Source organism: Siminovitchia jepli, from assembly GCF_047228825.1.
Classification (GTDB): Bacteria; Bacillota; Bacilli; order Bacillales; family Bacillaceae_C; genus Siminovitchia.
Genome location: NZ_JBFEGN010000065.1, coordinates 1 through 22,963 on the forward strand (window position 1 = coordinate 1; position 22,963 = coordinate 22,963).

At 42.4% G+C, this 22,963-nt stretch carries 24 protein-coding genes and 1 pseudogene; 7 read left to right on the forward strand and 18 right to left on the reverse strand.

Annotated elements, in window-relative coordinates; genetic code table 11:
- Positions 1 to 177: 177 nt before the first annotated feature.
- Both AB1L08_RS16810 and AB1L08_RS16815 read left to right on the forward strand, forming a co-directional pair.
- Positions 178 to 963 carry an LAGLIDADG family homing endonuclease gene (locus tag AB1L08_RS16810; RefSeq protein ID WP_413065811.1) on the forward strand — a complete coding sequence of 262 codons (786 nt, stop codon included), beginning with the start codon at positions 178 to 180 and terminating at the stop codon, positions 961 to 963.
- Between the two features lie 20 nt (positions 964 to 983).
- Entirely contained in the window at positions 984 to 1,355 is a 372-nt protein-coding gene (locus AB1L08_RS16815) for an rRNA methyltransferase (RefSeq protein ID WP_413065812.1), read from the forward strand.
- A gap of 132 nt (positions 1,356 to 1,487) precedes the next feature.
- Here AB1L08_RS16815 and AB1L08_RS16820 read toward each other — a convergent pair whose 3' ends face one another.
- The 10 genes from AB1L08_RS16820 to AB1L08_RS16865 all read right to left on the reverse strand — a co-directional run bounded on the left by AB1L08_RS16820 (position 1,488) and on the right by AB1L08_RS16865 (position 15,430).
- Complete coding sequence (locus AB1L08_RS16820) at positions 1,488 to 1,973, reverse strand: staygreen family protein (RefSeq protein WP_413065813.1); 486 nt, start codon at positions 1,971 to 1,973, stop codon at positions 1,488 to 1,490.
- An 84-nt stretch (positions 1,974 to 2,057) separates the two neighbouring features.
- Positions 2,058 to 3,005 (reverse strand): ornithine carbamoyltransferase, encoded by a 948-nt coding sequence (argF, locus tag AB1L08_RS16825; protein WP_413065814.1) that lies wholly within the window; start codon positions 3,003 to 3,005, stop codon positions 2,058 to 2,060.
- Positions 3,002 to 6,115 carry a carbamoyl-phosphate synthase (glutamine-hydrolyzing) large subunit gene (gene carB / locus AB1L08_RS16830; RefSeq protein WP_413065815.1) on the reverse strand — a complete coding sequence of 1,038 codons (3,114 nt, stop codon included), beginning with the start codon at positions 6,113 to 6,115 and terminating at the stop codon, positions 3,002 to 3,004. The genes argF and carB overlap by 4 nt, the downstream gene beginning before the upstream one ends.
- Entirely contained in the window at positions 6,108 to 7,157 is a 1,050-nt protein-coding gene (locus AB1L08_RS16835) for a carbamoyl phosphate synthase small subunit (protein WP_413065816.1), read from the reverse strand. The genes carB and AB1L08_RS16835 overlap by 8 nt, the downstream gene beginning before the upstream one ends.
- A 55-nt stretch (positions 7,158 to 7,212) precedes the next feature.
- On the reverse strand, positions 7,213 to 8,358 hold the full coding sequence (gene argD / locus AB1L08_RS16840) for an acetylornithine transaminase (protein ID WP_413065817.1): 1,146 nt from the start codon (positions 8,356 to 8,358) through the stop codon (positions 7,213 to 7,215).
- Positions 8,342 to 9,136: an acetylglutamate kinase gene (gene argB, locus AB1L08_RS16845; protein ID WP_413065818.1), complete on the reverse strand. Its 795-nt coding sequence runs from the start codon at positions 9,134 to 9,136 to the stop codon at positions 8,342 to 8,344. Before argB ends, argD begins: the two co-directional genes overlap by 17 nt.
- 18 nt (positions 9,137 to 9,154) lie before the next feature.
- Complete coding sequence (gene argC, locus AB1L08_RS16850) at positions 9,155 to 10,195, reverse strand: N-acetyl-gamma-glutamyl-phosphate reductase (protein ID WP_413065819.1); 1,041 nt, start codon at positions 10,193 to 10,195, stop codon at positions 9,155 to 9,157.
- A 142-nt stretch (positions 10,196 to 10,337) separates the two neighbouring features.
- Positions 10,338 to 12,770, reverse strand: coding sequence for a DNA topoisomerase IV subunit A (gene parC / locus AB1L08_RS16855; RefSeq protein ID WP_413065820.1), 2,433 nt, complete (start codon positions 12,768 to 12,770; stop codon positions 10,338 to 10,340).
- Positions 12,767 to 14,746 carry a DNA topoisomerase IV subunit B gene (parE, locus tag AB1L08_RS16860; RefSeq protein ID WP_413065821.1) on the reverse strand — a complete coding sequence of 660 codons (1,980 nt, stop codon included), beginning with the start codon at positions 14,744 to 14,746 and terminating at the stop codon, positions 12,767 to 12,769. The genes parC and parE overlap by 4 nt, the downstream gene beginning before the upstream one ends.
- A gap of 270 nt (positions 14,747 to 15,016) precedes the next feature.
- Positions 15,017 to 15,430, reverse strand: a complete 414-nt coding sequence (locus AB1L08_RS16865) for a CoA-binding protein (RefSeq protein WP_413065822.1) — start codon at positions 15,428 to 15,430, stop codon at positions 15,017 to 15,019.
- A 149-nt stretch (positions 15,431 to 15,579) separates the two neighbouring features.
- Between AB1L08_RS16865 and plsY the strand changes: the two genes are divergently transcribed.
- Genes plsY through AB1L08_RS16880 form a run of 3 tightly spaced genes read left to right on the forward strand, consistent with a single transcriptional unit; the run spans position 15,580 to position 17,637 of the window.
- Positions 15,580 to 16,158 (forward strand): glycerol-3-phosphate 1-O-acyltransferase PlsY, encoded by a 579-nt coding sequence (gene plsY / locus AB1L08_RS16870; protein WP_413065832.1) that lies wholly within the window; start codon positions 15,580 to 15,582, stop codon positions 16,156 to 16,158.
- A 32-nt stretch (positions 16,159 to 16,190) separates the two neighbouring features.
- On the forward strand, positions 16,191 to 17,360 hold the full coding sequence (locus AB1L08_RS16875; protein ID WP_413065823.1) for a CapA family protein: 1,170 nt from the start codon (positions 16,191 to 16,193) through the stop codon (positions 17,358 to 17,360).
- Positions 17,350 to 17,637, forward strand: a complete 288-nt coding sequence (locus AB1L08_RS16880) for a HesB/YadR/YfhF family protein (protein ID WP_413065824.1) — start codon at positions 17,350 to 17,352, stop codon at positions 17,635 to 17,637. Before AB1L08_RS16875 ends, AB1L08_RS16880 begins: the two co-directional genes overlap by 11 nt.
- A gap of 29 nt (positions 17,638 to 17,666) precedes the next feature.
- Here AB1L08_RS16880 and AB1L08_RS16885 read toward each other — a convergent pair whose 3' ends face one another.
- The 3 genes from AB1L08_RS16885 to AB1L08_RS16895 all read right to left on the reverse strand — a co-directional run bounded on the left by AB1L08_RS16885 (position 17,667) and on the right by AB1L08_RS16895 (position 19,566).
- On the reverse strand, positions 17,667 to 17,966 hold the full coding sequence (locus AB1L08_RS16885) for a hypothetical protein (RefSeq protein ID WP_413065825.1): 300 nt from the start codon (positions 17,964 to 17,966) through the stop codon (positions 17,667 to 17,669).
- An 11-nt stretch (positions 17,967 to 17,977) separates the two neighbouring features.
- Positions 17,978 to 18,406: an acyl-CoA thioesterase gene (locus AB1L08_RS16890; protein WP_413065826.1), complete on the reverse strand. Its 429-nt coding sequence runs from the start codon at positions 18,404 to 18,406 to the stop codon at positions 17,978 to 17,980.
- 278 nt (positions 18,407 to 18,684) lie between these two features.
- Entirely contained in the window at positions 18,685 to 19,566 is an 882-nt protein-coding gene (locus tag AB1L08_RS16895; RefSeq protein WP_413065827.1) for a LysR family transcriptional regulator, read from the reverse strand.
- 124 nt (positions 19,567 to 19,690) lie between these two features.
- On the opposite strand from AB1L08_RS16895, the gene AB1L08_RS16900 reads away from it, so the two are divergent.
- Positions 19,691 to 19,912, forward strand: coding sequence for a hypothetical protein (locus tag AB1L08_RS16900; RefSeq protein ID WP_413065828.1), 222 nt, complete (start codon positions 19,691 to 19,693; stop codon positions 19,910 to 19,912).
- Entirely contained in the window at positions 19,909 to 20,886 is a 978-nt protein-coding gene (locus tag AB1L08_RS16905) for an AEC family transporter (RefSeq protein ID WP_413065829.1), read from the forward strand. The genes AB1L08_RS16900 and AB1L08_RS16905 overlap by 4 nt, the downstream gene beginning before the upstream one ends.
- A gap of 158 nt (positions 20,887 to 21,044) precedes the next feature.
- Here the strand turns inward: AB1L08_RS16905 and tlp are convergent, their stop codons facing one another.
- From tlp to AB1L08_RS16930, 5 genes and pseudogenes are all read right to left on the reverse strand, one after another.
- Positions 21,045 to 21,275, reverse strand: a complete 231-nt coding sequence (gene tlp / locus AB1L08_RS16910) for a small acid-soluble spore protein Tlp (RefSeq protein ID WP_413065830.1) — start codon at positions 21,273 to 21,275, stop codon at positions 21,045 to 21,047.
- Positions 21,276 to 21,298: 23 nt separating this feature from the next.
- The gene (sspN, locus tag AB1L08_RS16915) at positions 21,299 to 21,442 is read right to left on the reverse strand and encodes a small acid-soluble spore protein N (RefSeq protein WP_077113431.1); all 144 of its coding nucleotides are present in this window, start codon (positions 21,440 to 21,442) and stop codon (positions 21,299 to 21,301) included.
- A 57-nt stretch (positions 21,443 to 21,499) separates the two neighbouring features.
- A complete protein-coding gene (locus AB1L08_RS16920) occupies positions 21,500 to 21,628 on the reverse strand; it encodes an FbpB family small basic protein (protein WP_413065831.1) in 129 nt (42 codons plus the stop codon).
- 514 nt (positions 21,629 to 22,142) lie between these two features.
- Complete coding sequence (locus tag AB1L08_RS16925) at positions 22,143 to 22,577, reverse strand: DUF421 domain-containing protein (RefSeq protein ID WP_072557218.1); 435 nt, start codon at positions 22,575 to 22,577, stop codon at positions 22,143 to 22,145.
- A 60-nt stretch (positions 22,578 to 22,637) separates the two neighbouring features.
- Positions 22,638 to 22,691 (reverse strand): annotated as a pseudogene (locus tag AB1L08_RS16930) (hypothetical protein); the annotation flags it as partial.
- Positions 22,692 to 22,963: the final 272 nt, after the last annotated feature.

The following is a 22,963-nucleotide window of genomic DNA, read 5'->3' on the forward strand; positions in this document are numbered from 1 at the left end:
GTAAATTTTTACATCTGTGGATAAGTGCATTTTCTGTTTTAAGGACTAAAAAACATAAATTTACTCCTCAAAGCTGAATTACGATAGCGTAAGCTTGCATATCAAACAAATGTTTGGTATAATAAATATAACATCTCAGACCCTTGCAAATAATATTTTTTGGAAGGAGTTTTACTGTTGGTAAGAAATCCGGGTATGACAGATGAGATGATTATCAATATGTATAAAAGCGGCATGTCTTATAAAGAAATGCAGCCCATTACGGGTTTATCGGATCGTGCCATCAGGAATGTAATGTATAAGCACGGAATTGAAATGAACCGAAAACAATTTTCAGGCCAGCCAAGGAAGCACAAAGTAAATCAAGACTTCTTTAAGAGCTGGACAGATGAAATGGCCTGGGTTTTAGGGTTGTTTATTACGGATGGTCACGTCAGCACCCGTACTCACAGCATTATATTTGCCCAAAAAGAGGAAAGGATTTTGCGGCTTGTTGCAAAATATATGGACGCAGATTATGTGCTGGGAGCAAATGGACCGACAAAATCAACACCAACATTGATTATTAATTCAAAAGAAATAAAAAAAGACCTTGAAAACATGGGTATTACCGCAAATAAATCTTTTAACGTACCATTCCCGGATGTACCGAAAGAATACTTGCCATCCTTTATAAGAGGTGTTATTGACGGGGACGGCTGGGTACAAAAAAGAGGATATGTTATGAATGTAACAACTGGAAGCCGAAGGTTTGCTCACGCGCTTTTAACAGTATTTAAATCTTGGACGCTGCGTTCAGAGATTACTACCGAATTAACGAAAACCAATAAAAATATATATCGTGTATGGGTTAAGGGAAAATATGAACTTCCCAAATTAGCAAGTATTATCTATGAAAATGTAAATGACTGTTTTATTAAACATAAAAAGGAATTTATGGAAATACATAAAATAAACAAATAATCGACAGGAGTTGGTTCTTTATGTGGAAACTGATTGATGGTAAGTTAATTCAACTAACCGATAAATCAAGGGTTAAATTTAGAACGAATATCAGTAAAATGATTCTCAATCAGTTGGAAGAATTGGCAGAAAAACATAACACGCATATTAATTATTTATTCGAAAGCGGATTAAAAACGGTATTATCTTCTGGAGGGATTTCTTTTAATAAGAAAACCCGGCCAAAAGATCGAGTACAATTTAAAACTACTTATGATAAAGATTTACTCGATGCTGTAAAAGAATTTGCAAAGAAGAACGAATTATACATAAACGATGTGATTGAATATAGTGTGCAATTTATTGATCTTGAAAGTGTGAAAAGGGCAAATTATAAGCACAGGATAGAGTAAGCTTTTTCTTCTTCAATTTAACGCCCCGAACATAATATTTATTATGGGAAGTTAACTGGCAAAATATACTTTTGTCTCATAACAAAAGTATACTTTAAATAGTGAGACAAGATAAAAAAATAAAAAGACAGGTTACAAGCTGGCCTGTGTTTTTATGTTGTTCAAATATTGCCGCGGCGTCCCCATAAATTGTGTAGAACGAACATGATGATGTAAAGAATAAAATTTTACATAAATGGGTGCGTCGAGCAGCCATGGTACATGGGTATAAAATAATCTGTCGGCATTTATCATAAAAGAAATGATTTCCGGCAGTATCTTTTCATATTGTTTACACTTTTCACGGATCGTAAATTCATCTTTTTCCTTGTCGTCCAAATACATTTTGCCTTTCAGAATGTATTCTCCGAGCTCGGGCCTCCATTCGGCTGTTAAAATATCTTCCTGCTGGTGATTAACGTTTAACAAGTTTAATTCATACTTGTAGCCGATGGCCAGATATTGATTTGATGAATAATCCGATAAGATGAATGTATATTTACGCCCGTCTACAGGATGGTAAACCGTTGCAGGAGGCAAAATGGTGACAGAAAACTGTTTCGCTTGCGATTTGTTCACGATGCACCTCCCCCTTCATATTCATGTTCTTATTACATCATATGGCTTTTGCCTAAAAGGGGTGATGCATCTTTTGATTTTACATTAATCTGCCATCAGTGCTGCCAATACTGCTTTTTGGGCATGAAGGCGGTTTTCGGCTTCGTCAAAAACGACGGATTGCGGTCCATCAATGACTTCCGCAGTCACTTCCTCCCCGCGATGGGCCGGCAAACAATGAAGGAATATGGCATCCGGCTTCGCATGTGACATAAGCTCGCTGTTCACTTGGAATTGTTGGAATGCCTTTTCCCTTTCCTGCTGTTCTTCTTCCCATCCCATACTTGTCCATACGTCTGTATAAACTGCGTCAGCTCCCGTTACGGCATCAAATGGATCGTTTGTCACTTTAATGATTGCTCCTGTTTCTTCAGCAAATTTCATAGCCGCTTCAGTGATTGATTTTTTGGGCTCATATCCTTTTGGTGCGGCAATGGAGCAGTTGACGCCTGTTTTGGCACAGCCGATCATTAGAGAATGGGCCATATTATTTCCGTCACCGATATACGCAAGCTTTTTTCCTTCCAAGTTTCCTTTTTCTTCGTAAAGCGTCATTAAATCGGCCAGTACCTGACAGGGATGATAGTCGTCCGTCAACCCGTTTATAACCGGTACGCCAGAGTTTGCAGCCAATTTAACAACCATATCATGATCATACGTACGGATCATAATGCCGTCTACATAGCGTGAGAGAACTTTGGCTGTATCCTCGATGGTCTCTCCCCTTCCCATCTGAAGATCGTTGCGGCCCAAAAACAGGGCATGCCCTCCGAGCTGCGTCATCCCAACCTCAAAGGAAACCCGCGTCCTTGTAGACAATTTTTCAAATATCATCGCAAGCGATTTTCCTTTTAAGTATTGGTGATGTTCCCCTTTCTTCTGCATTTCTTTCAGATTTATGGCATCCATGATTAATTGCATGATTTCTTGTTTTGACAAATCAGCCAATGTAAGTAAATGCTTTCCTTTCAGGCTCACTTGTGACGCAATCATGATGTCACCACATCCTTTTCATAATTTCCAAGCCAGTCTTGTAATGACTTCGGCTTGCTTACTTGTTGCTGCAGCCCTAATAAATGGGCTTCCAGCGTCTCGATTTCAGTCAATATATTGACTTGGGCCAATGATGCGATTTTCCGATTCTCAACCGATTGGTCTGAATGGCCGGGGCTGACCAATATGCCTCCCCTTTGCTGTTTGACCCAATCGGTGAACGACATTTCTTCCGTTCCCGTTACGGCCTCAAAGCCGGACCCGCGGATGAATTTGATCAATTGTTCCCGGTCCCCGCATTCATCCACGAAAAATACGGGCTGTCCGGCATTTGCAATATATTCATTCCATAGGACTGCTTTGGCCATTGCTTCATCAACAGTGCTTCCGATGGAAATCAATTCACCGGTTGATTTCATTTCGGGCGTCAGAACCGGATCCACTCCTTCAAGCTTTCCTGTGGAAAAAATTGGGTGTTTCACCGTGTAAAATGGTTGTTGATGTGGAAATTCAATCGTCAATGCAGAACCGGTTAATATTTTTACACATTCGTCAATCAAATTGATACCTGTGATCTTGCTCACGATCGGCACTGTTCTGGATGCCCGCGGATTTACTTCCAGCACATACACAGTCCCTTCATAAACAACGAATTGGACATTCAATATCCCTTTAAAAGCTAATTTCTTCGCTATTTTCTTTGTATAGGAAAAAATCGTTTCTTTTAAGCGGTGATCTATATGAACGGGCGGTGTAACCGTAATGCTGTCCCCCGAATGAACTCCCGCCTTTTCAATATGTTCGAAATATGCAGGAATCATTACTTTTTTTCCGTCTGATAAAGCGTCAATTTCAATTTCAATTCCTTTATAATATGCATCGATCAATACCGGGAATTGAATTGAATTTTTATATGACGCCAATTCTTCTTTACTATGGATAATAATCATTCCCTGCCCGCCTATGACGTAAGAGGGCCTTAATAAAACAGGGAAGCCGATGCTTTCGCTTTTCTCCAGCAATTCAGCTTCATTACAAGCTGTCAATCCTGGAATATGGGGAATGGAAAGCTCTTGTAAAAGCTGATAAAATTTTTCCCTGTCCTCCACCTTGTCTATTTGATCTTGGGAGATCGACAATAGCGGAAAACCAAAGCTTTCGAGGCCATTCGCCAAATTAATGGCCGTCTGTCCGCCAAGCTGTACAATCACGCCGTCAGGTTGCTCATACTGCAATATATTTACAACGTCCTCCAAATGAAGCGGTTCAAAGTAAAGGCGATCGGCGATTTGGAAATCCGTGCTGACCGTACCGGGATTATTGTTGATTAAAATCGTCTTAAACCCTGCCTTTTTCAAGGATAACGCTGCATGGACCGTACAATAGTCAAACTCGATTCCCTGGCCGATTCTGACAGGTCCCGAGCCGATGATGGCTACTTTGCGCTTCGTATTGTTTTTGACGACATCCCCTTCCCCTTTCCATGTGGAATAAAAGTAAGGGGCCGCGGCCGGAAATTCTCCCGCGCAGGAATCAACCATTTGAAAAACCGGTGTAATTTTTTCTTTTATCCGTTTTTCCCGTACTTCGGCAAGAGTTGTATTCCATATTTTTGCAAGCCATTGATCGGAAAATCCTTTTTCCTTAAGGTTCCTTAAAAATTCAGATGACACTTTTTCCATGCTTTCTTGTTTGGCAGCGGCTTCCAATTGAACGAGCTCCTTCAGGCAATCAAGAAAATACATATTAATCTGGGTCGATTCATGAATGTCCCCGCTTGAAACGCCTCTCCTCATGAGCTCTAGTATGGCGAACAAGCGTACGTCATCCGCATCTGAAACCGAGGCCCATAATTGATGATCCGTATAGGAGTCCAACCCTTCCAGTTCCAGGCCGCATGTTTTTAATTCAAGGGACCTGACGGCTTTTTGAAAAGCTGCAGGCAACAGCCTGTCAATCGCCATAATTTCTCCCGTTGCCTTCATTTGGGTGCCTAACTTGCGCTTTGCCTGGGGAAATTTATCGAAAGCCCAACGGGGCATTTTTACGACCGTATAATCCACAACCGGTTCCAAACTGGCAAATGTGGTGCCGGTAACCGGATTGATCAATTCATGCAGATGATAGCCCAAGCCGAGTTTGGCGGCTATTCTTGCAATGGGATAACCCGTTGCTTTTGAGGCAAGGGCAGAAGAACGGCTCAGACGAGGATTCACTTCAATCAAATAATATTGATCGGTGTGAGGATCATGGGCAAATTGAATGTTGCAGCCGCCGACAATTCCCAGTGCTCGAATTATTTTTACTGCCGATTTGTACAGCGTAGCAAATTCCTTGTCGGAAAGGGTTTGCTGCGGTGCTATAACGATCGAATCCCCGGTGTGGACTCCAACCGGATCGAAATTTTCCATGCTGCAGATGGCGATGCACGTATCATTTGCATCCCGCACCATTTCAAATTCTATTTCTTTGTAGCCGGCGATGCTCTTTTCAATCAGGCATTGGGTAATCGGACTAGAATCCAGCCCTTTTTGGACAACGGCTAGAAGTTCTTCAAAATTGTTGACAATGCCTCCTCCACCGCCGCCAAGCGTATAGGCCGGACGAATGATAATGGGATAGCCCTGTTTCTCTGCGAATTCGGCAGCTTCCTCGACCGTATGGATGATTTCGCTTTCCGGAACAGGTTCCTTCAGCTCATGCATTAATGCGCGGAAAGCCTGGCGATCCTCACCCTGAATAATCGACTCTGGCGATGTACCCAACACTTTCACATGATATTGCTCGAGAATACCCCGTTTATATAACTCTACTGTAAGGTTGAGGCCAGTCTGCCCTCCAAGTGTTCCAAGAATGCCGTCCGGCCTTTCCTTTTTGATGATTTCGGTGATGCTTTTGACGGTTAACGGTTCAAAGTATACCGTTTGGGCAAACTGTTCATCTGTCATGATTGTGGCCGGATTGTTATTGACCAAAACAACTTCGCAGCCTTCTTCTTTGAGCGCCATGCATGCTTGCGTTCCGGCATAATCAAACTCGGCTGCCTGGCCGATCACGATCGGCCCGGAACCGATGACTAGTACTTTCTTGATGTCATTCCTCTTAGGCATACACTCTTGCTCCTTTGCTTTCATCTAGATGATGGAAAAACGCTTGAAATATCACCGCATTCAACGGACTATCATAACAATCCGGGTGAAATTGGTATGTCGCAATCGGATAGTGTTCATGAATAAGCCCCTCAATTGTTCCATCATGAACATTTTTAAACGAAATGCGCCACTCGTTTTTGTTTAATGGTTTGTCTTGGACGGCATATCCGTGATTTTGAACAGACATATATACGTTTTTCGTAGTTGAATCAATGACCGGCTCTTTAAAGCTTCTGTGTCCCGTCCGCATTTTTTCTACATGGCCGCCGAAAGAAAGCGCCAAAACCTGATGCCCGAGACCAAAGGCCAGAACCGGGCAGCTTACAGCCATTTGCTTATATTCATTTAAGTATTTTTCCCATGAAAATGGATTTCCGTATCCACCTGAGAAGATTAAGCCGTCCGGATTCAGGGAATCCATCTGTTTTTTTGATATGTCGTAAGGAACTATCGTCACTTTGCAGCCGTTTTTTTCAAGAATTTTCAGCAAGGACTTTTTATACCCGAAATCAACGATGACGATATGGTTTTTCCCATTTTTCAGGACCGTTTCCATCTTTTTCGTTTCCGATATCCCTTCTTCCCTTTGGGCAGGAAACAGGCAGGACCTATGATTCGGTGTCAAAACAGCAGGCATTTCCCCGGCATATTTTACCTTTTTGACGATAGCCCGGGTATCTGCACCAGATAAAACGGGCACACCGGCCGTTATCAATTCTTTAAACAAACTGTCATTGGGCAGTATGGATAAATCATCTTGGATAATCAATCCGCTAATTTGAATCTTTCTGCTTTCAAAATTCTCTTTATCGATTCCGGCATTTAATATTCCCGGAAAGGTGGCTGCCACCAATTTTCCCCGGGTGGCCGGGTCTGTTATAAATTCCTGAAGCCTTCCCATGCCCGTATAAAAAATGATTTCCCCAAAGAAATCACCCTTTTTTCCATGCCACTGGCCTGTAAACTGTTCACCATTAGCGAGCATTAAGGATCCTTTCATTTTTCCTCTCCCCGCTTTCGTATTTTTATTTTCTAAATTGAATTTTTATGCATTATTAACAAAAAAATGAACCTGTTTTCTCGATTATATTCAACGCTTCCTCCAGTTCCCCGTATGAAACCGTTAAAGGAGGGAGCATTCTTAACACGTTTGGTCCGGCGTTTAAAGCCAGCAGGCCGTGCGCTCTAAGTTTGGTTACAAGTGAACCCGCATCTTTGTTGAATTCCAGACCGAACATGAACCCTTTATGGCGAATGTCGGCCAAACCATCAAGCCGGGGCTTCATTTCCGTTAATTTTTCCGCAAAGAAAAACGCCTTTTTCTCCACTTCCTGAAGGAAGCTATCCTGAAAAACGATGCCAAGGGTCGCTTTGGCAGCCGTCATCACAAGCGGTCCTCCGGCAAATGTACTGGCGTGGCTGCCCGGTCCAAATGCCGTGCTTAACTTTTTCTTTCCAATCATGGCCCCAACAGGCATGCCGTTTCCGAGACCCTTCGCTGATGTAATGATATCCGGTGAAATGTTGTAATGCTGGTAGGCAAATGGTTTACCGGTTCTTCCGATACCCGTTTGAACTTCGTCGATTATGAGCAAAACTTCGTTATCAAAACAAACTTGTTCCAGCTTTTTAATAAAATTCGGATCAGCAGGGATCACCCCGCCCTCGCCTTGAACGACCTCAAGCATGACTGCCGCCGTTTGTTCATCAATCGCTTCCTTAACCGCTTCGATATCGTTATACGGCACATGTTGGAATGTTTCAAGCATCGGTCCAAATCCGGTCTTTACTTTATCCTGTCCTGTTGCGGCAATCGTTCCAAGCGTCCTTCCATGAAATGATTGGAGAAACGTAATAATTTTCGGCTTCCCGGTAAACTTGCGGGCCAATTTAATGGCTGCTTCATTGGCTTCCGCCCCGCTGTTTGCAAAAAACACCAAATCTCCGCAAGAATGATTGACCAGCAGTTCCGCCACTTGTTCCTGCAATGAGCTTTGAAACAAGTTGGAAGTATGCCACAGTTTTGATAATTGTTCCCGAACCGGCCCAACGACCTCCGGATGGCAATGTCCCAAATTACATACACCGATCCCGGAAGTAAAGTCCAAATATTCTTTACCGCTCGTATCAATGACTTTTGTCCCTTGTCCGGATGAGATTTCTACATCCCATCTTGCGTAAGTGTTAAACAGATGTGACATATGGGAATGCCTCCAATTCTCCCTTTATCATCGTTCCAATAATTTTTTCGCCATTTACGATATTGGCGTTTCCGCTTACGATCATGACTTCGGACATTCCCCCGTCCAAACAGTGCATGGCGGCTTTTACTTTTGGAATCATTCCACCCGTGATCGTTCCATCATTAATCAATTCGATGATTTCCGATTTGGTCGCTTCTTCTATTAATTGCTGTTCCTTTAAAATGCCGGGAACATCTGTTACAAATAGTAATTTTTCAGCTTCTACGGCAGTGGCAATGGCGCCGGCAGCCGTATCGGCGTTAATATTGTAACAGCTCTTGCCGTCGGCCCCGGGCGCAATCGGTGAAATGACCGGAATCATTCCCAGCGACATTACATTTAGAAGCAGATCTTTATTTACATATGTGATTTCACCAACATAGCCGAGCTTTTCATAATCGATCGCCTTTGCTTGGAGCAAATGTCCATCAAAACCGGTCATTCCGATGGCAGGAAGCCCGTGCTTGGTTAAGTTTCTGACGATCCTGTTTGTCATCGATCCGGATAAAACCATCTCGACAACATCCATCACTTGTTCCGTCGTTTTTCTTAAGCCGTTATGAAACCCGGATTCTATTTTTAGGCTGTTAAGCATTTGATTAATGGCCGGTCCTCCCCCATGAACAATGAAAGGGTGCCAGCCGCTTTCTTTCAGTTTTTTAATTCCTTCATAAAATTGTTCGGATAGAGCGTCAATCATGCTGCCGCCGAACTTTATGACCATTATTTTATTCATGCTTGCGCACCTCCACATTTACGGATAAACGGGAGAAAATTGCAGCCCCGCTGTTTCTTCCAGTCCGCATATAATGTTAGCGTTTTGCACCGCCTGTCCGGCGGCTCCCTTCATGAGATTGTCGATCACCGATACAACCGTTAACCTGCCGGTCCGATTATCCAGAGAAAGTCCGATATCGCAAAAATTGGATCCGAAAACTTCTTTTGTTGCAGGAAAAATTCCGTTCTTCCTGATGCGGACAAATGGTTCGTTTTTATAAAAGTCTGTATATAATGCCTCGATGGACGACTGGTCTATGGATGATGCAAGTGATACATATATCGTTGACATAATGCCCCGGGTCATCGGAACGAGATGGGTACTGAACGTGATCGGGGTTTCATATCCCCAGCTGAATAACATCTGTTCAATCTCCGGGATGTGTTGGTGTTGATTTACTTTGTATATTTTGAAGTTTTCATTTAGTTCGTTGTAAATCGTTCCGAAGCTGGCTGTTTGTCCGGCGCCGGAAACACCTGATTTGGCGTCAATGATTATGGAGCCCTCTGCAGCCAGGTTGTTTTGCACAACCGGCGCCAGTCCAAGCAGTGTCGCCGTCGGGTAACAGCCGGGATTGGAGATAAATTTTGTATCCCTGGTAATGGCCGGCCGGTTCACTTCCGGCATGGCATAAACCGCCTGATCTACCCATTGCTTCGGAGCCGGTTTCTTTTTATACCACTTCTCATATTGATCTATATTTTTTAACCGGAAGTCACCCGATAAATCAATGACCGTACACCCTGCCTCCAAAAGGGAGGGGGCCATTTCAGCAGAGATTCCGGAAGGCACCGCCAAAAATACAATATCCGTTTGTTTGGCAATCTTTGCCGGATTGATTTCATCCAATGTCAAAGAAAGATGCGACAAATGAGGATAGTGGGAAGCAATTTCCCTTCCTTGCTGTGATGATGAATATACTGCAGATATGGTAAAAACCGGGTGAGATTGTAAAATTCTCAGCAGCTCCGCTCCCCCATACCCAGTTGCTCCGATAATTCCCGCCTTCACTGACAACACTTCCTTAAAACGTGGTCCACACCAAATTCTCCCTTTTCTTTTAGATGTTATATATTATACTCTGTATAAAAATTAATTCAATAGTATATTTATAACATTTTGTTCTCAAATAAAAACAGCCTTAAGCAAAAAGGCTGTTTTAACCTTGTATGGGTTCTGCATCTTCCCATATTTCTATTGAATTCCCATATTCCTTTTCATCTATTAAAAACGATCCGTTGGAATACCGGTCATTAAACTTAAGCGCAGTAGGCTGGAGTATCTCAATCTTCCCTTTTTCGGTCAAAACATGGACCTGCTTGTTTTCGTACAAAACGGCCAGTCCAATAACCCGGTGCGGGTTGCTTTTTAACTCCCGGAGCAAGACAGCACCCCTTTTGGCACGTCCGCCCTTTTCAATGTCTGCCACCTTCATTTTTTTGACCGCCCCGCGGTTTGTCACAATCACAACGGCAGGGTCCGTTTCTGCTTTTATGACTTCAGCACCCGCAACAAAATCCATATCCTTCAAGTCAATTCCTTTTACGCCAAGCGCACGGGCCCCAATCGGGTTGACCTCGGCTTCATCAAATAAGAGGCTGTAACCGAAATTCGTGACGATAAAAATGTCATCCGATCCACTTGATATTTGAACATTGATGACAGAATCGTTTTCCCGGAGATTGACCGCCACGAGCGGTTTGGAGTAACGCTGCGGCTGATAAAGCTTCAATGGACTTTTCTTCACCATGCCATACTTTGTAAAGAACACAAGGAACTTGTCTTCCTGAAAGTCTTTAACGGATATGGCTTTCATGATTTCTTCATCCTGATCTATTGGAATGATGCCAGTTATGTGCTGTCCCATGTCTTTCCACCTGATGTCCGGCAGCTCATGGACGGGAATGTATAAGAAATTGCCTTTATTCGTGAACAGGAGGATAGAATCCCCCGTATTTACTTCTTCCTTGAGCAGAAGCCGGTCAAGCTCTTTCATTGCCAAATCCCTGCCGTTTGAAGCGGAATAGGATCTTATGCTTGTTCTTTTTATATACCCCTCCTTGGTGACCGTTACAATGACATCCTCATTGGGAATCATGACTTCCAAATTGATTTTGATATCTTCGATTTCATGTTCGATTAATGTACGCCGCTCATCGGCATATTTTTTCTTGATGGTTTTTAGTTCTTTTTTAATAACGCTTAATAATTTCTTTTCACTGTCCAAAATCCCGGATAGTTTTTGGATCGTCTGCTTCAATTCTTCCGCTTCTTTTTGCAAAGCGGTAATATCCGTATTTGTCAGGCGGTACAATTGCAAGGATACGATGGCCTCAGCCTGCTTTTCGGAAAAACCGAATTGCAATATGAGGTTGTCTTTGGCATCGCGTTTGTCTTTTGAGGCACGGATCGTTGCTATGACCTCATCAAGAATCGAAAGGGCCTTCATGAGGCCTTCTACAATATGCTGGCGTTCCAGCGCTTTTTCCAAATCAAAGCGGGAACGGTTTGTCACGACTTCTTTCTGGTGTTTTATATAGGAATCTAAAAGATCAAGAATCCCCATCAGCTTCGGCCGCTGATCCTGGATGGCCACCATATTAAAGTTATACGTTACTTGGAGGTCGCTGTTTTTAAATAAGTAATTTAAAATTCCTTCGGCGTCCGCTTCCCTTTTTAGCTCAATCACAATCCGGAGGCCGGTTCTGTCGGTTTCATCCCGGACTTCCGCGATTCCTTCCAATTTGCGGTCCAGACGGAATTCGTCAATCCTTTTGACAAGATTGGCCTTGTTGACATCGTAGGGAATTTCGGTAATGACAATTTGCTTTCTTCCCCCGCGGATCGTCTCAATATCCGTTTTGCCCCTGACGACAATTCTCCCTTTTCCGGTCTCATACGCTTTTTTGATTCCGTCCACGCCTTGAATAATCCCCCCTGTAGGGAAGTCGGGACCCTGGATGACCGTCATGACATCATCGACGGCGCATCCCGGTTTTTCTATTCGCATGATGACGGCATCGATCACTTCTCCGAGATGGTGAGGGGGAATATCGGTTGCATAACCTGCCGAAATACCGGTGGAGCCATTGACAAGAAGGTTTGGAAACCGCGCCGGAAGTACGGTCGGTTCGGAGGATGTATCATCAAAATTTGGCACAAATTCCACAGTTCTTTTCTCGATATCGCGAAGCAGTTCCGAGGATAGTTCCGAGAGGCGGGCTTCCGTGTAGCGCATCGCTGCGGCCGGATCGCCGTCTATACTTCCGTTATTTCCATGCATCTCAATTAATATGTTTCTTACTTTCCAATCCTGGCTCATCCGGACCATTGCCTCATACACAGATGTATCTCCATGTGGATGATAGTTCCCGATCACGTTCCCCACTGTTTTTGCCGATTTTCTAAACCCTTTGTCGGCAGTGTTGCCATCATGATGCATGGCATATAAAATTCTGCGCTGCACCGGCTTAAGGCCGTCCCTGGCGTCGGGAAGGGCCCGTTCCTGTATAATGTACTTGCTGTAACGGCCAAACCGGTCACCCAGTACTTCTTCAAGGGGCAAATCTTGAAATTTTTCCATTGCCGTCATAAGTCCATCGCTCCCCCTTCTGATGTCAAGTTCTCATTTTCAAGGATATTCATATCATCCTGCATGCCGAACTGGACATTTTTTTCAATCCATTTTCTCCTTGGTTCCACTTTGTCGCCCATTAATGTGGTCACGCGTTTTTCTGCATTTGCCGCATCGTCGATCAACACCCGGATCAGCGTTCTTGTTTCCGGGTTCATCGTCGTTTCCCACAGTTGGTCCGAATTCATTTCACCAAGCCCTTTATACCTTTGCAGCATGTATCCTTTGCCGACTTTTTTCGTCACATCTGCCAATTCATCGTCCGTCCATGCATATTCTATGACGGCTTTTTTCCCGGTTCCTTTGCTCACCTTATAAAGGGGCGGGAGCGCAATAAATACTTTTCCCGCTTCAATCAACGGCTTCATATAGCGATAAAAGAAGGTTAGCAACAAAACTTGTATATGGGCGCCATCCGTGTCGGCATCGGTCATGATAATGATCTTATCGTAATTGACATCCTCCAAATTAAATTCCGGTCCTACGCCGGCGCCGATCGTATGGATAATCGTATTGATTTCTTCATTTTTAAATATATCCTGAAGCTTCGCTTTTTCCGTATTGATGACCTTGCCGCGAAGCGGAAGAACTGCCTGGAACCTGCGGTCTCTTCCTTGTTTGGCCGAACCTCCTGCAGAGTCTCCTTCCACCAAATACAATTCATTTTTTTGGGGGTTTTTCGACTGGGCCGGCGTTAGCTTGCCCGAAAGCAGCGCATCGCTTCTTTTTTTGCGCTTGCCGCTTCTTGCTTCTTCCCGTGCCTTTCTGGCGGCTTCCCGGGCCTGGGCTGCTTTTATCGCTTTTTTGACGAGCATGGTGCTTACATTGGGGTTTTCGGCCAAGAAATAGGATAGCTGTTCCGAAATGATCGTATCGACAGCAGACCTTGCCTCGGCTGTCCCAAGCTTTCCTTTCGTTTGTCCTTCAAATTGGAGCAATCCTTCCGGAATTCTTACTGATATAATGGCGGCCAAACCTTCCCTTATATCCGTGCCTTCCAGGTTTTTGTCTTTTTCTTTCAGCATTCCTGATTTTCTGGCGAAATCATTGAAGACTCTTGTAATCGCGGTTTTCGCCCCCACTTCATGTGTACCGCCATCTTTTGTCCGCACATGGTTCACAAAGGATAAAATGTTTTCCGCGAAACCATCGTTAAATTGAAAGGCAAAATCCACTTCAATGTCGTTTGCTGTTCCTTCAAATGAGACGACAGGGTGAAGAACATCTTTTTCACCATTCAGATATTCCACAAAGGCTTCAATGCCATTTTCATAGCGGAATTTTTCATGCTGGCCGTTTCGCAAATCATGAATCTCAATCATGAGCCCTTTTAACAAAAAGGCGGATTCACGAAGCCTGCTGCTTAAGATTTCAAAGTTTAACGTTGTTGTACTGAAAATAGCCGGATCGGGTTTAAAATGAATTTTGGTCCCGGTTTGCCTTGTTGTTCCAATCTTTTCAAGAGTTGTTGCCGGTTTGCCTCCATCTTTGAACTTTTGCTCATATATAAAGCCGTCCCGTTTAATCGTTACGACTAGCCATTCGGATAGCGCGTTCACAACGGATGCACCGACGCCATGCAAGCCGCCGCTTGTCTTGTAGCCTCCTTGGCCGAACTTCCCGCCTGCATGCAAAACAGTAAATATGACTTCCGTAGTAGGCTTTCCTGTCTGATGCATTCCGGCAGGCATGCCGCGGCCTTTATCCTCCACACTCACACTGTTATCCTTATGCAGCGTAACGATAATTTGGTCGCCATATCCGGCCAATGCTTCATCCACCGAGTTATCGACAATTTCATAAACAAGATGGTGAAGACCGCGGGCGTCCGTCGATCCGATATACATGCCGGGCCTTTTCCGGACAGCATCCAGCCCCTCCAGCACCTGAATCGAATCTTCGTTATATTCCATCATTGCCATATTTCCATTCATTATTTTCGATTCCCCTTTCATAGGGCTTTACGTCACAAAACGTTTGTTCGCTTAATTTACTATATCATATTTTTCCAAGCATGTCTTATTGTATATCCGGATGATCTCTTTTTGCAAATAGATCTTGGGATGTGTCTGTGTCGAAAGTATTTCGACTGGTTTATAAAGGCTTATGCGGGTAATAAATAAAGGATACCAGAGATTGCCCAGTATCCTGTCGGCTGCCGCCCGTCAAAAAAACAAGCGCTCAATGGCGCTTGGCGCTTTTCGTTATTTTGTTAAGGCATGTTCCACTTTAATGCAGCGATCCATGATGACGGTATAGCCCTTTTTCTTTAAATATTCATACGCTTCTTCATTTTGTACGCCCAATTGGGCCCAAAATACATCGGCATCGATTTCAGCGAATTCTTTTGCAATTTCCGGCAGAAATTCCGAACGCCGGAATACATTGACAATATCAACATGTCCTTCAATATCTTTTAACGTATCAACGGCTTTAATGCCAAACACTTCATCAACAGTTGGATTAACGGGAATAATCTCATAACCTGCGTCTTTCATTGCCTCTGATACCATATAGGAAGTTCTTTCGGGATTATCACTCAGCCCGACAACGGCAATTCTTTTTGCTTTTTTCAGTATTTGGCCCATTTCTTCTCTCGTCGGATTTTCTATTGCCATTTTATGTCCTCCTTCAATACATCTCGTCCAACCTTATCGTAATTCACTGCTGCTATTCATGCAAGCGATTACGTGTACCCAATTATCATTTGGACATGGTACAATAAAAAAGCATTGCGGATTAATAGAAAGAGGGGCAAATGTTGATGATGCAAATCGTTATTATGTTATTATCATACTTGATCGGGTCTATTCCTTCGGGTTTAATCGTCGGAAAAATATTTTACGGAATCGATATCCGCGAACACGGCAGCGGCAATTTGGGGGGAACCAATACGTTCCGCGTATTGGGCAAGAAAGCCGGGATTGCCGTAACAGCAGCGGATATATTAAAAGGAACGGCAGCCACTTTTTTGCCCATGCTGTTCGGCGTGGAGATGCATCCTTTGCTCGTGGGCATTTTTGCGGTAGTTGGACATACATTCCCGATTTTCGCCGGTTTTCGCGGGGGAAAAGCCGTCGCCACATCGGCAGGAGTACTCCTGGGATATGGGCCGCTGCTATTTATTGTTCTCGTTATCGGGTTTTTAGTCACTCTAAAAATATCAAAATATGTTTCATTGTCATCGATAGTGGCAGGCTTATTCGGCATTATTTATTGTGTCATTCTCGGTGACTGGGTGCTGGTATTGGTCGTTTCAGCCCTGGAATTGTTTGTCATTTACCGGCACAGGGCAAACTTAAAACGGATACGGGATAAAACCGAGCCTAAAGTGAAATGGATATAACAAATTCATCTTTTGAAAGAAAGGTTTTATACATGCATCATAAAAAATATTGGCTCATCGTTTTTTTCGGACTGGCCTGCGTATTTTCTCTTATTTGGGCTGCCAGTGAGCAACAAAAATCCAATACAATTCAAAAACGCTTTAACACCATGCCTGTCAAGGAAAACAATCTTCAGCCCAAAAGCTTTGAAACAAAAGCCACCATAGCGGGAATCGGCGATATCCTCATCCATGACAATTTATTTCATGATGCACGTTCAGGTAACGGCTATGATTTTTCGCCGATGTTTTCCAACATCAAACCGTTGCTCCAGAAACCGGATTTCTTGATTGCCAACCAGGAGTCGATTCCGGGAGGCAAGGGGCTTGGCATTTCGGGCTATCCCCGTTTTAACAGCCCGTATGAAATTGTAGATGCCTTGCAGGATGCAGGGGTTGACTTTGTCACAACAGCCAACAACCATTCCCTTGATCAAGGGGAAAAGGGCATTTTAAACGCCATAAGCAACTATGAAAAGAAAGGCATGGATTATACCGGTACATATAAAAATTCCGAAGACAAAGCCCGCATGCGGGTTGTAATTATAAAAGGCATTCGCTTCGCCATTTTGGCCTACTCTGAACATTTTAACGGACTGCGGGCCCCCGCTGGGAAAGAATATTTAGTAAGTAAGCTTGAGAAAAATAAAGTTCTTTCTGACATTCAGAAAGCCAAAAAAGATGCGGACGTCGTTGTCCTCGCCTTGCACTGGGGAGATGAATACATCCGTGAACCCAATGAAAAACAAAAGCGGCTTGCTAATGAATTTATTTATCACGGGGCAGACATTATTCTTGGGCACCATCCGCATGTTTTGCAGCCGATTGAAATTTTAAATCAAAAAGACGGGAAAAAAGGAATCGTCATCTATTCCTTGGGCAATTTTTTATCGCGCCAAGAGAAGAATTATAGGGACATTGGCGGAATGATAGAAATTACTGTAAAAAAGGCGGGTATTCCCGGCAATACCGAGTCAACCATAGAAAAGGTAAATTTTCATCCGACTTTTACTGCCAACGAAGGAAAGAAAAATTATCGTGTATATCCGATTGATCAGGCTGCAAAAAAAGGATGGACCCATGAAAACACAGACAGCATTAATACTTTTATGAACATTCCCGCATCAAATCCTAGCGCTTGGGAGGTACGGCATGGAAATTAAAATCACCGATAAAGCTGTGCAATGGTTTAAACAGGAAATGGAATTAAATGAAGGAGATTTTATCCGTTTTTTTGTCAGGTATGGTGGCTCAAGCCCGCTTCATGAAGGTTTTTCGCTCGGAATGAATAAAGAAGAGCCAATGGATCCGGCGGTAACCGTCCACAAGGATGGATGCCAATACTTTATCGAGGAAAGAGATATTTGGTATTTCAATGGACATAACCTTTTGGTGGATTACGATGAAAAGACAGATGGGCCGATTTATCGATATGAATAGCAAAAGGTGCCGCTGTATGGCACCTTTGTCTATTTAAAAACATCCAGCTGGTCAAGCTTTCCCTCCTCTCTGAGTATTGTTCTTTGCCTTTCCCCCAACAAGTCATAATGGGAATATCCGTCCTTGCGGATATGTATCCATTCTTTTTTCAAACCGTAACGCGCTCCCCAGCGGGCAAGCTGTTCAATATCTTTGCATCCGACCTTTGTCACCGTTTTAGCCGCCGGAAAACGGTCATCCAGCCAATAATGGGTAATAAAAGCAACTTCCCCCCGGTCAATCTGCTTCTTCCAATTCTTCAACTGTTTTCTCGTTATCCCAAAAGCCACTGCTTCCTCTCCTAATGATCGTTTTTCTTTTTTGCCCTTTCGTACGCTTCATGCCAATCAGGGAATATTTTACTCAGTCTGACAGGACGGAAGGTTTCTTTTTTTACACAAACGTGGGCGGTTGTACCCGAAACAGCTGTTTCACCATCCTTGTTCAGGACAACATAACCGTACACAACTTTGAATCCGTCATAGTTCTCGATCCAAGTCTGAATGGTCGCTTCTTCTCCATATGTAAGCGGCTTTTTATAAGAAACATTGACATCAATAATCGGTGCGAGGATTCCGCTTTTCTCCATCTCCGCATAAGAAAAACCTAAATCTTTAATAAGCTGGGTTCTCCCAACCTCCATCCAAATAATATAGTTGGAATGATGTACAACGCCCATTTGGTCAGTCTCCGCATAGCGTACTTCAATTTTCTTTTCTGAAATAAACATATGATCCACCTCAATAAAAGTATGTACTATGTCCATTTTATCATTTAATGTACGTCTTCTTAAGAAATATCAACCAACATTAAAAAGGCCCGGAAGCCTGCAATGAAAAAATCTCTCCGCTAATTGGAAAGATTTTTTATGAAGGTCCCCTGCCCCCTGCTGAATGTTTGCAAGCTTCCTTTTTGCCGATCTTCTTTATCATCATCATGGTTTGGAGCAACGAATCAACCGGCGTTCATTTTTTCAAGTGCTTAAAAGCCGTTTTTAAAGCTTTGTATTTAATATTCCGATTCTCCAAAACACTTCCGTGTCGTGTCCAAGAACTTTTCCAAAGCATTGGGAACAGGAACATCACGGCGTCTGATAAAAACTGTGGTAACATGCTTAAATTTTTCAGGAACAGGATAACACACTATACCTCCCTCATCCTTAAGTTGTTTCGAGATGCGCCTAGAAACAAGTGCAGCCCCCAACCCCGCCTTTACACAGCCTAACATTCCTTCAATTGTTCCAAACTCTATCTTTTTGACCGGAAAAATCCCTTCCTCGCGCAGCCATTGTTCTAACTTAGCCCGATAGGTACATCCTGTTCGAAATACAAGTATTGTCCGCTTTTGTAAATCTTTCAGTTTTTCAATTTTCGGGGTTGAAGGACCCATAATAAAAACTAATTCTTCTTCTATGAGTGGTTCCTGAACGATTTTAGGATGATCAATACAGTCAGTTATAAATGCCCCGTCCAGATTATAATTTAAGACTTCATTAACCAACTCATCAGTGGATCCTGTTTTTAAAGACAAATGTACATCAGGATATCGTTCATGATAGGAAGAAAGAACCGAAGGCAGCCGTACCGCAGTAGTAATGTCTGTTGCTCCTATCGACAATGGCCCTGAAGGCATTTCGCGATCTTTTACCGCCTCCTTTGCCTCTTTAAACAAATTTAAGATTTTATCTGTATAAGCCAAAAGAATTTCACCTGCTGATGTTATTACTACACCCCGGTTGTTCCGGTGAAATAACAAAGTTTCTAGTTCAGATTCCAATTTATGAATTCGATTCGTTACATTTGATTGAACATAGTTTAGCTGGGCCGCCGCCTTACTAACACTTTTATGTTTTGCTACGGTTTGAAAAATTTCAAGGTCTTTAACATCCATGTGATCTTCCCTTTCCTGATATTAATAAAAATAATACCGATTATCTTTTATGTTTATTTTACATGATGGCAGGGCGGGAATAAAATGGAATTGAAAAAAGATTAAAAAATGAAGGAGTGGAATGATGAAAATGTCATATCTAAAGAAAAATAAACTAGGTTATGCGGGAGACATTTACCCAGAATTGGCAGCCGATTCGGCTCATGATCAGTTATTGGGCATCCAGCATGCTTTACAATCTGTCTCACATGGATGTAATATGTTTTCAGCTGTAAACGGTGGAATGGTGCAGGATATACAAAATACTGCAAAAGAATGTGCAGCAGCAAGCGGAAGGCTAAATTGAACATTTTATTGGATGTCATTTTACCCGTTTTCGGAATTATGCTATGCGGATATCTTGCAGGTAAATTTGGCATTGTTTCAATATCGGGATCTAAAAGCTTAAATAATTATGTATTTTATGTTGCATTACCTGCGCTGCTCTTTCTTTCAACTGCAACAGCACCTGTGGAGCAATTAGCCAATTGGGGTTTTGTTGGAATCAATTTAGGTGGAATATTTATAAGCTATATCTTGGCTGTTTTCATTGGGAAAGTCATCTTTAAACAGGATCTTCCGTCATCATCCATATATGGAATGAACGTCTCATATGGAACGACTGGCTATATGGGGATACCGTTAGTCATTGCAGCGTTTGGAGAAAAGGCCGCTTTACCCGCTGCCCTTGCCACTTTAATTCACAATATTCCCGTGATTACGATAGTCCTGCTAGCCATTGAGTTCTCAAAAATGGCGGCAAATCGTGAAGGAAAAAATGCTTCAAAAATGCTCTGGGGCATCTTTAAACCCGTTATAATGAGTCCGTTAACCATTTCAGTAACTGCTGGCATCATGTCAGCAGCATTAAATATTAAATTGCCTGACTTTGTTAAAACTTTTTCAAAATTGCTTGCGGATGCTTCTGGTCCGACCGCTCTTTTTGCATTGGGGTTAGCTCTGGTAGGCCAGATTCATCTGATCAAGCAATCCAAGATAAATAAATCCGAGATAGCAACGATTGTAATATTAAAACTATTTTTTCAGCCGGTCATTACATGTTTGTTAATGATATATGTTTTTCAAATCGACCAACTTTGGGGTATTGTATCCGTTTTGATGTCTGCTTTACCAGTTGGAGCAGGAGTGTATGTATTTGCTCAAAAATATGAAAAACTTGTAAAACAAACTTCAATTGCTATTTTGATTTCTATGTTTCTATCGGTTGTGACGGTTTCCGGTTTACTTATCTTTTTTGGCCGGCAAATCTCCCTTAAATGATGCAGGATTTCTAACGTTCTAAACATTGGTCTTGTTTATTATTTCTGAGTTTTAACAGGGGAATAATGAATTTAATTAGGAAGCCCAAAGGTGATGGGACGAATTTTTCTTTGCGGTTCTTTTACGGAGCAAAAAGCCGGTGCATAACCGGCTTTTTGTTACGACTGTTTGTTTTGTTGAGCTGCTTCGTCTTTAATTTCTTCCCGCATTCCCTCGATGCTTTCTCTTCGGCGCTCATTCTTGCGTTCAATTTGTGCCTTATGCTCTCCTTCGGCAAATTGCATCGATTCCTCGGCAGCCTCCATATTTTCAATCGTATCGTGTACCATTTTCTGTAGTTTTTCTACGTTGTCGTTTCGATCATCGGGCTTTGGTCTGTTATTCGCCAATCTGTACATCCTCCCTGTTCAGGCTATTCTCCTTTTGTTTGAATAACATCTGGGTGCCGGCCCGTTTTATCAGCCATTTTTTTGCCTTTATTTGCATCAATGGCAACAGGCTTTTCCCCAGGGTTGTTAGGGGTGAACGGTTGTTGGTTCCTGGATTGATTTTTCATGTTTCTCCCCCTTCTTCCGTTATTGTTGCCCTAACGATCATAAGTATGTGCCCTTTTTCAAAGCTTTCTCACGTGCCTTTGCTCCAAGCGGTCCTCAATCTTTTCCAGCGCATCCAAATCCCTTAATAGCATTTCCTTATTTTCTTGGACAAGATCCATAAATGTTTTTCTTCGCGTTTTTTTCATGATTGATCACTCCTTTCATTCATTCACTTTTACTATGCGCATTTTTGCGTAAAATTAAACCAATTCTAACTCTTTTTAATAAAAAAGTAAGGTCCGTTTAGCGACGTACAAACTGGATAAAGTGGAACTATAATCAATGAGGGTTAGGTCCGCAGGATGCGACTCATCCAGTTATTTCCACACAATGGTCGCGTTCTCAGCCTGCGATCCCCTAACAAAGACTAAGAAGCAACGTCCTTGATTGGCAAGCAAATGCAGCGACGGCAAAGAAAAAACAACCCGTGCGTTTTCGACAAGTTTATAAAACCAATACCGTTAGTATGAAATTTGAGATAGGGGTAGCGTCAGGAAAATGCGGATTTACAACGTTAAGGAAACCAAAATATAAAAAGTCTAATTTCTCGGTGTTATAAGTGAAAAATTAGGCTTTAGTTACTTCATTAAAGCGCCTGATTGTTGAAGACTAAAGTTTATATTCACCAAGAAAATTGATGTGCTCTTATCCTAACAAATTTTATTTAGGACTTACATGTATGCCTTCACTCTCTCGCCAATCTGCGTAAAGTATACGCTTTACATTATCATATCCATTGGTAGTTAATTGGTTATCTAACCACTGTTGATCAAATCCGAGTTCATGTAAATTATCCCATAAAATTTCCCCATCTATAATTAACGATGTTGGGAGGTCTACTGGACTTTCTGGAAGATTGAGATCTGGTTTTTGATACTTGGATTTTAATAATAAACTTATTTGCCCATTAGCTTCCAATATACCGTATTTGACTTCGCGAACTGAAAAGACATTATTTTGACGGAGTATACTCAATACTTGATTTACATCCAATTTGTTCTTTGTAAGTAACTTTCTGTCCATAACACCATCTCGAATGATGATGTTAGGATTGCCTAATAAGAGAGAACGTGTCGATTTATTTTTTAGAGTCATAAACTCTATTCCCAACATAAGAAACGTCCACAATCCGATGGCATATAAAAAATGAAAAATCCCTACCTTATCTTCATAAATGTTATTTCCTAAAAAATCTCCAAGTACTAACACAAAAACTAAGTGAAACGGGGTTTAACTGATAGATGGATGTTCTGCCTGTTATGATAATGATAAAAAATAAAGTTGCAAAACCTACTATGACTTTGATTGTCAGTAAACCCAAAAAAACTTCACCCAAAATTTATTCCTCCATTTTATATTTCACTCGATTTCAAAAATCCTCATGTTTTAAAATATTTATATTACAACTCAACTTTCGCAGAGTGAAATTGGCAAATAAGCCTTGATATAGTTGGGAAGGCCAGAGATCCACTGCTCAAGTT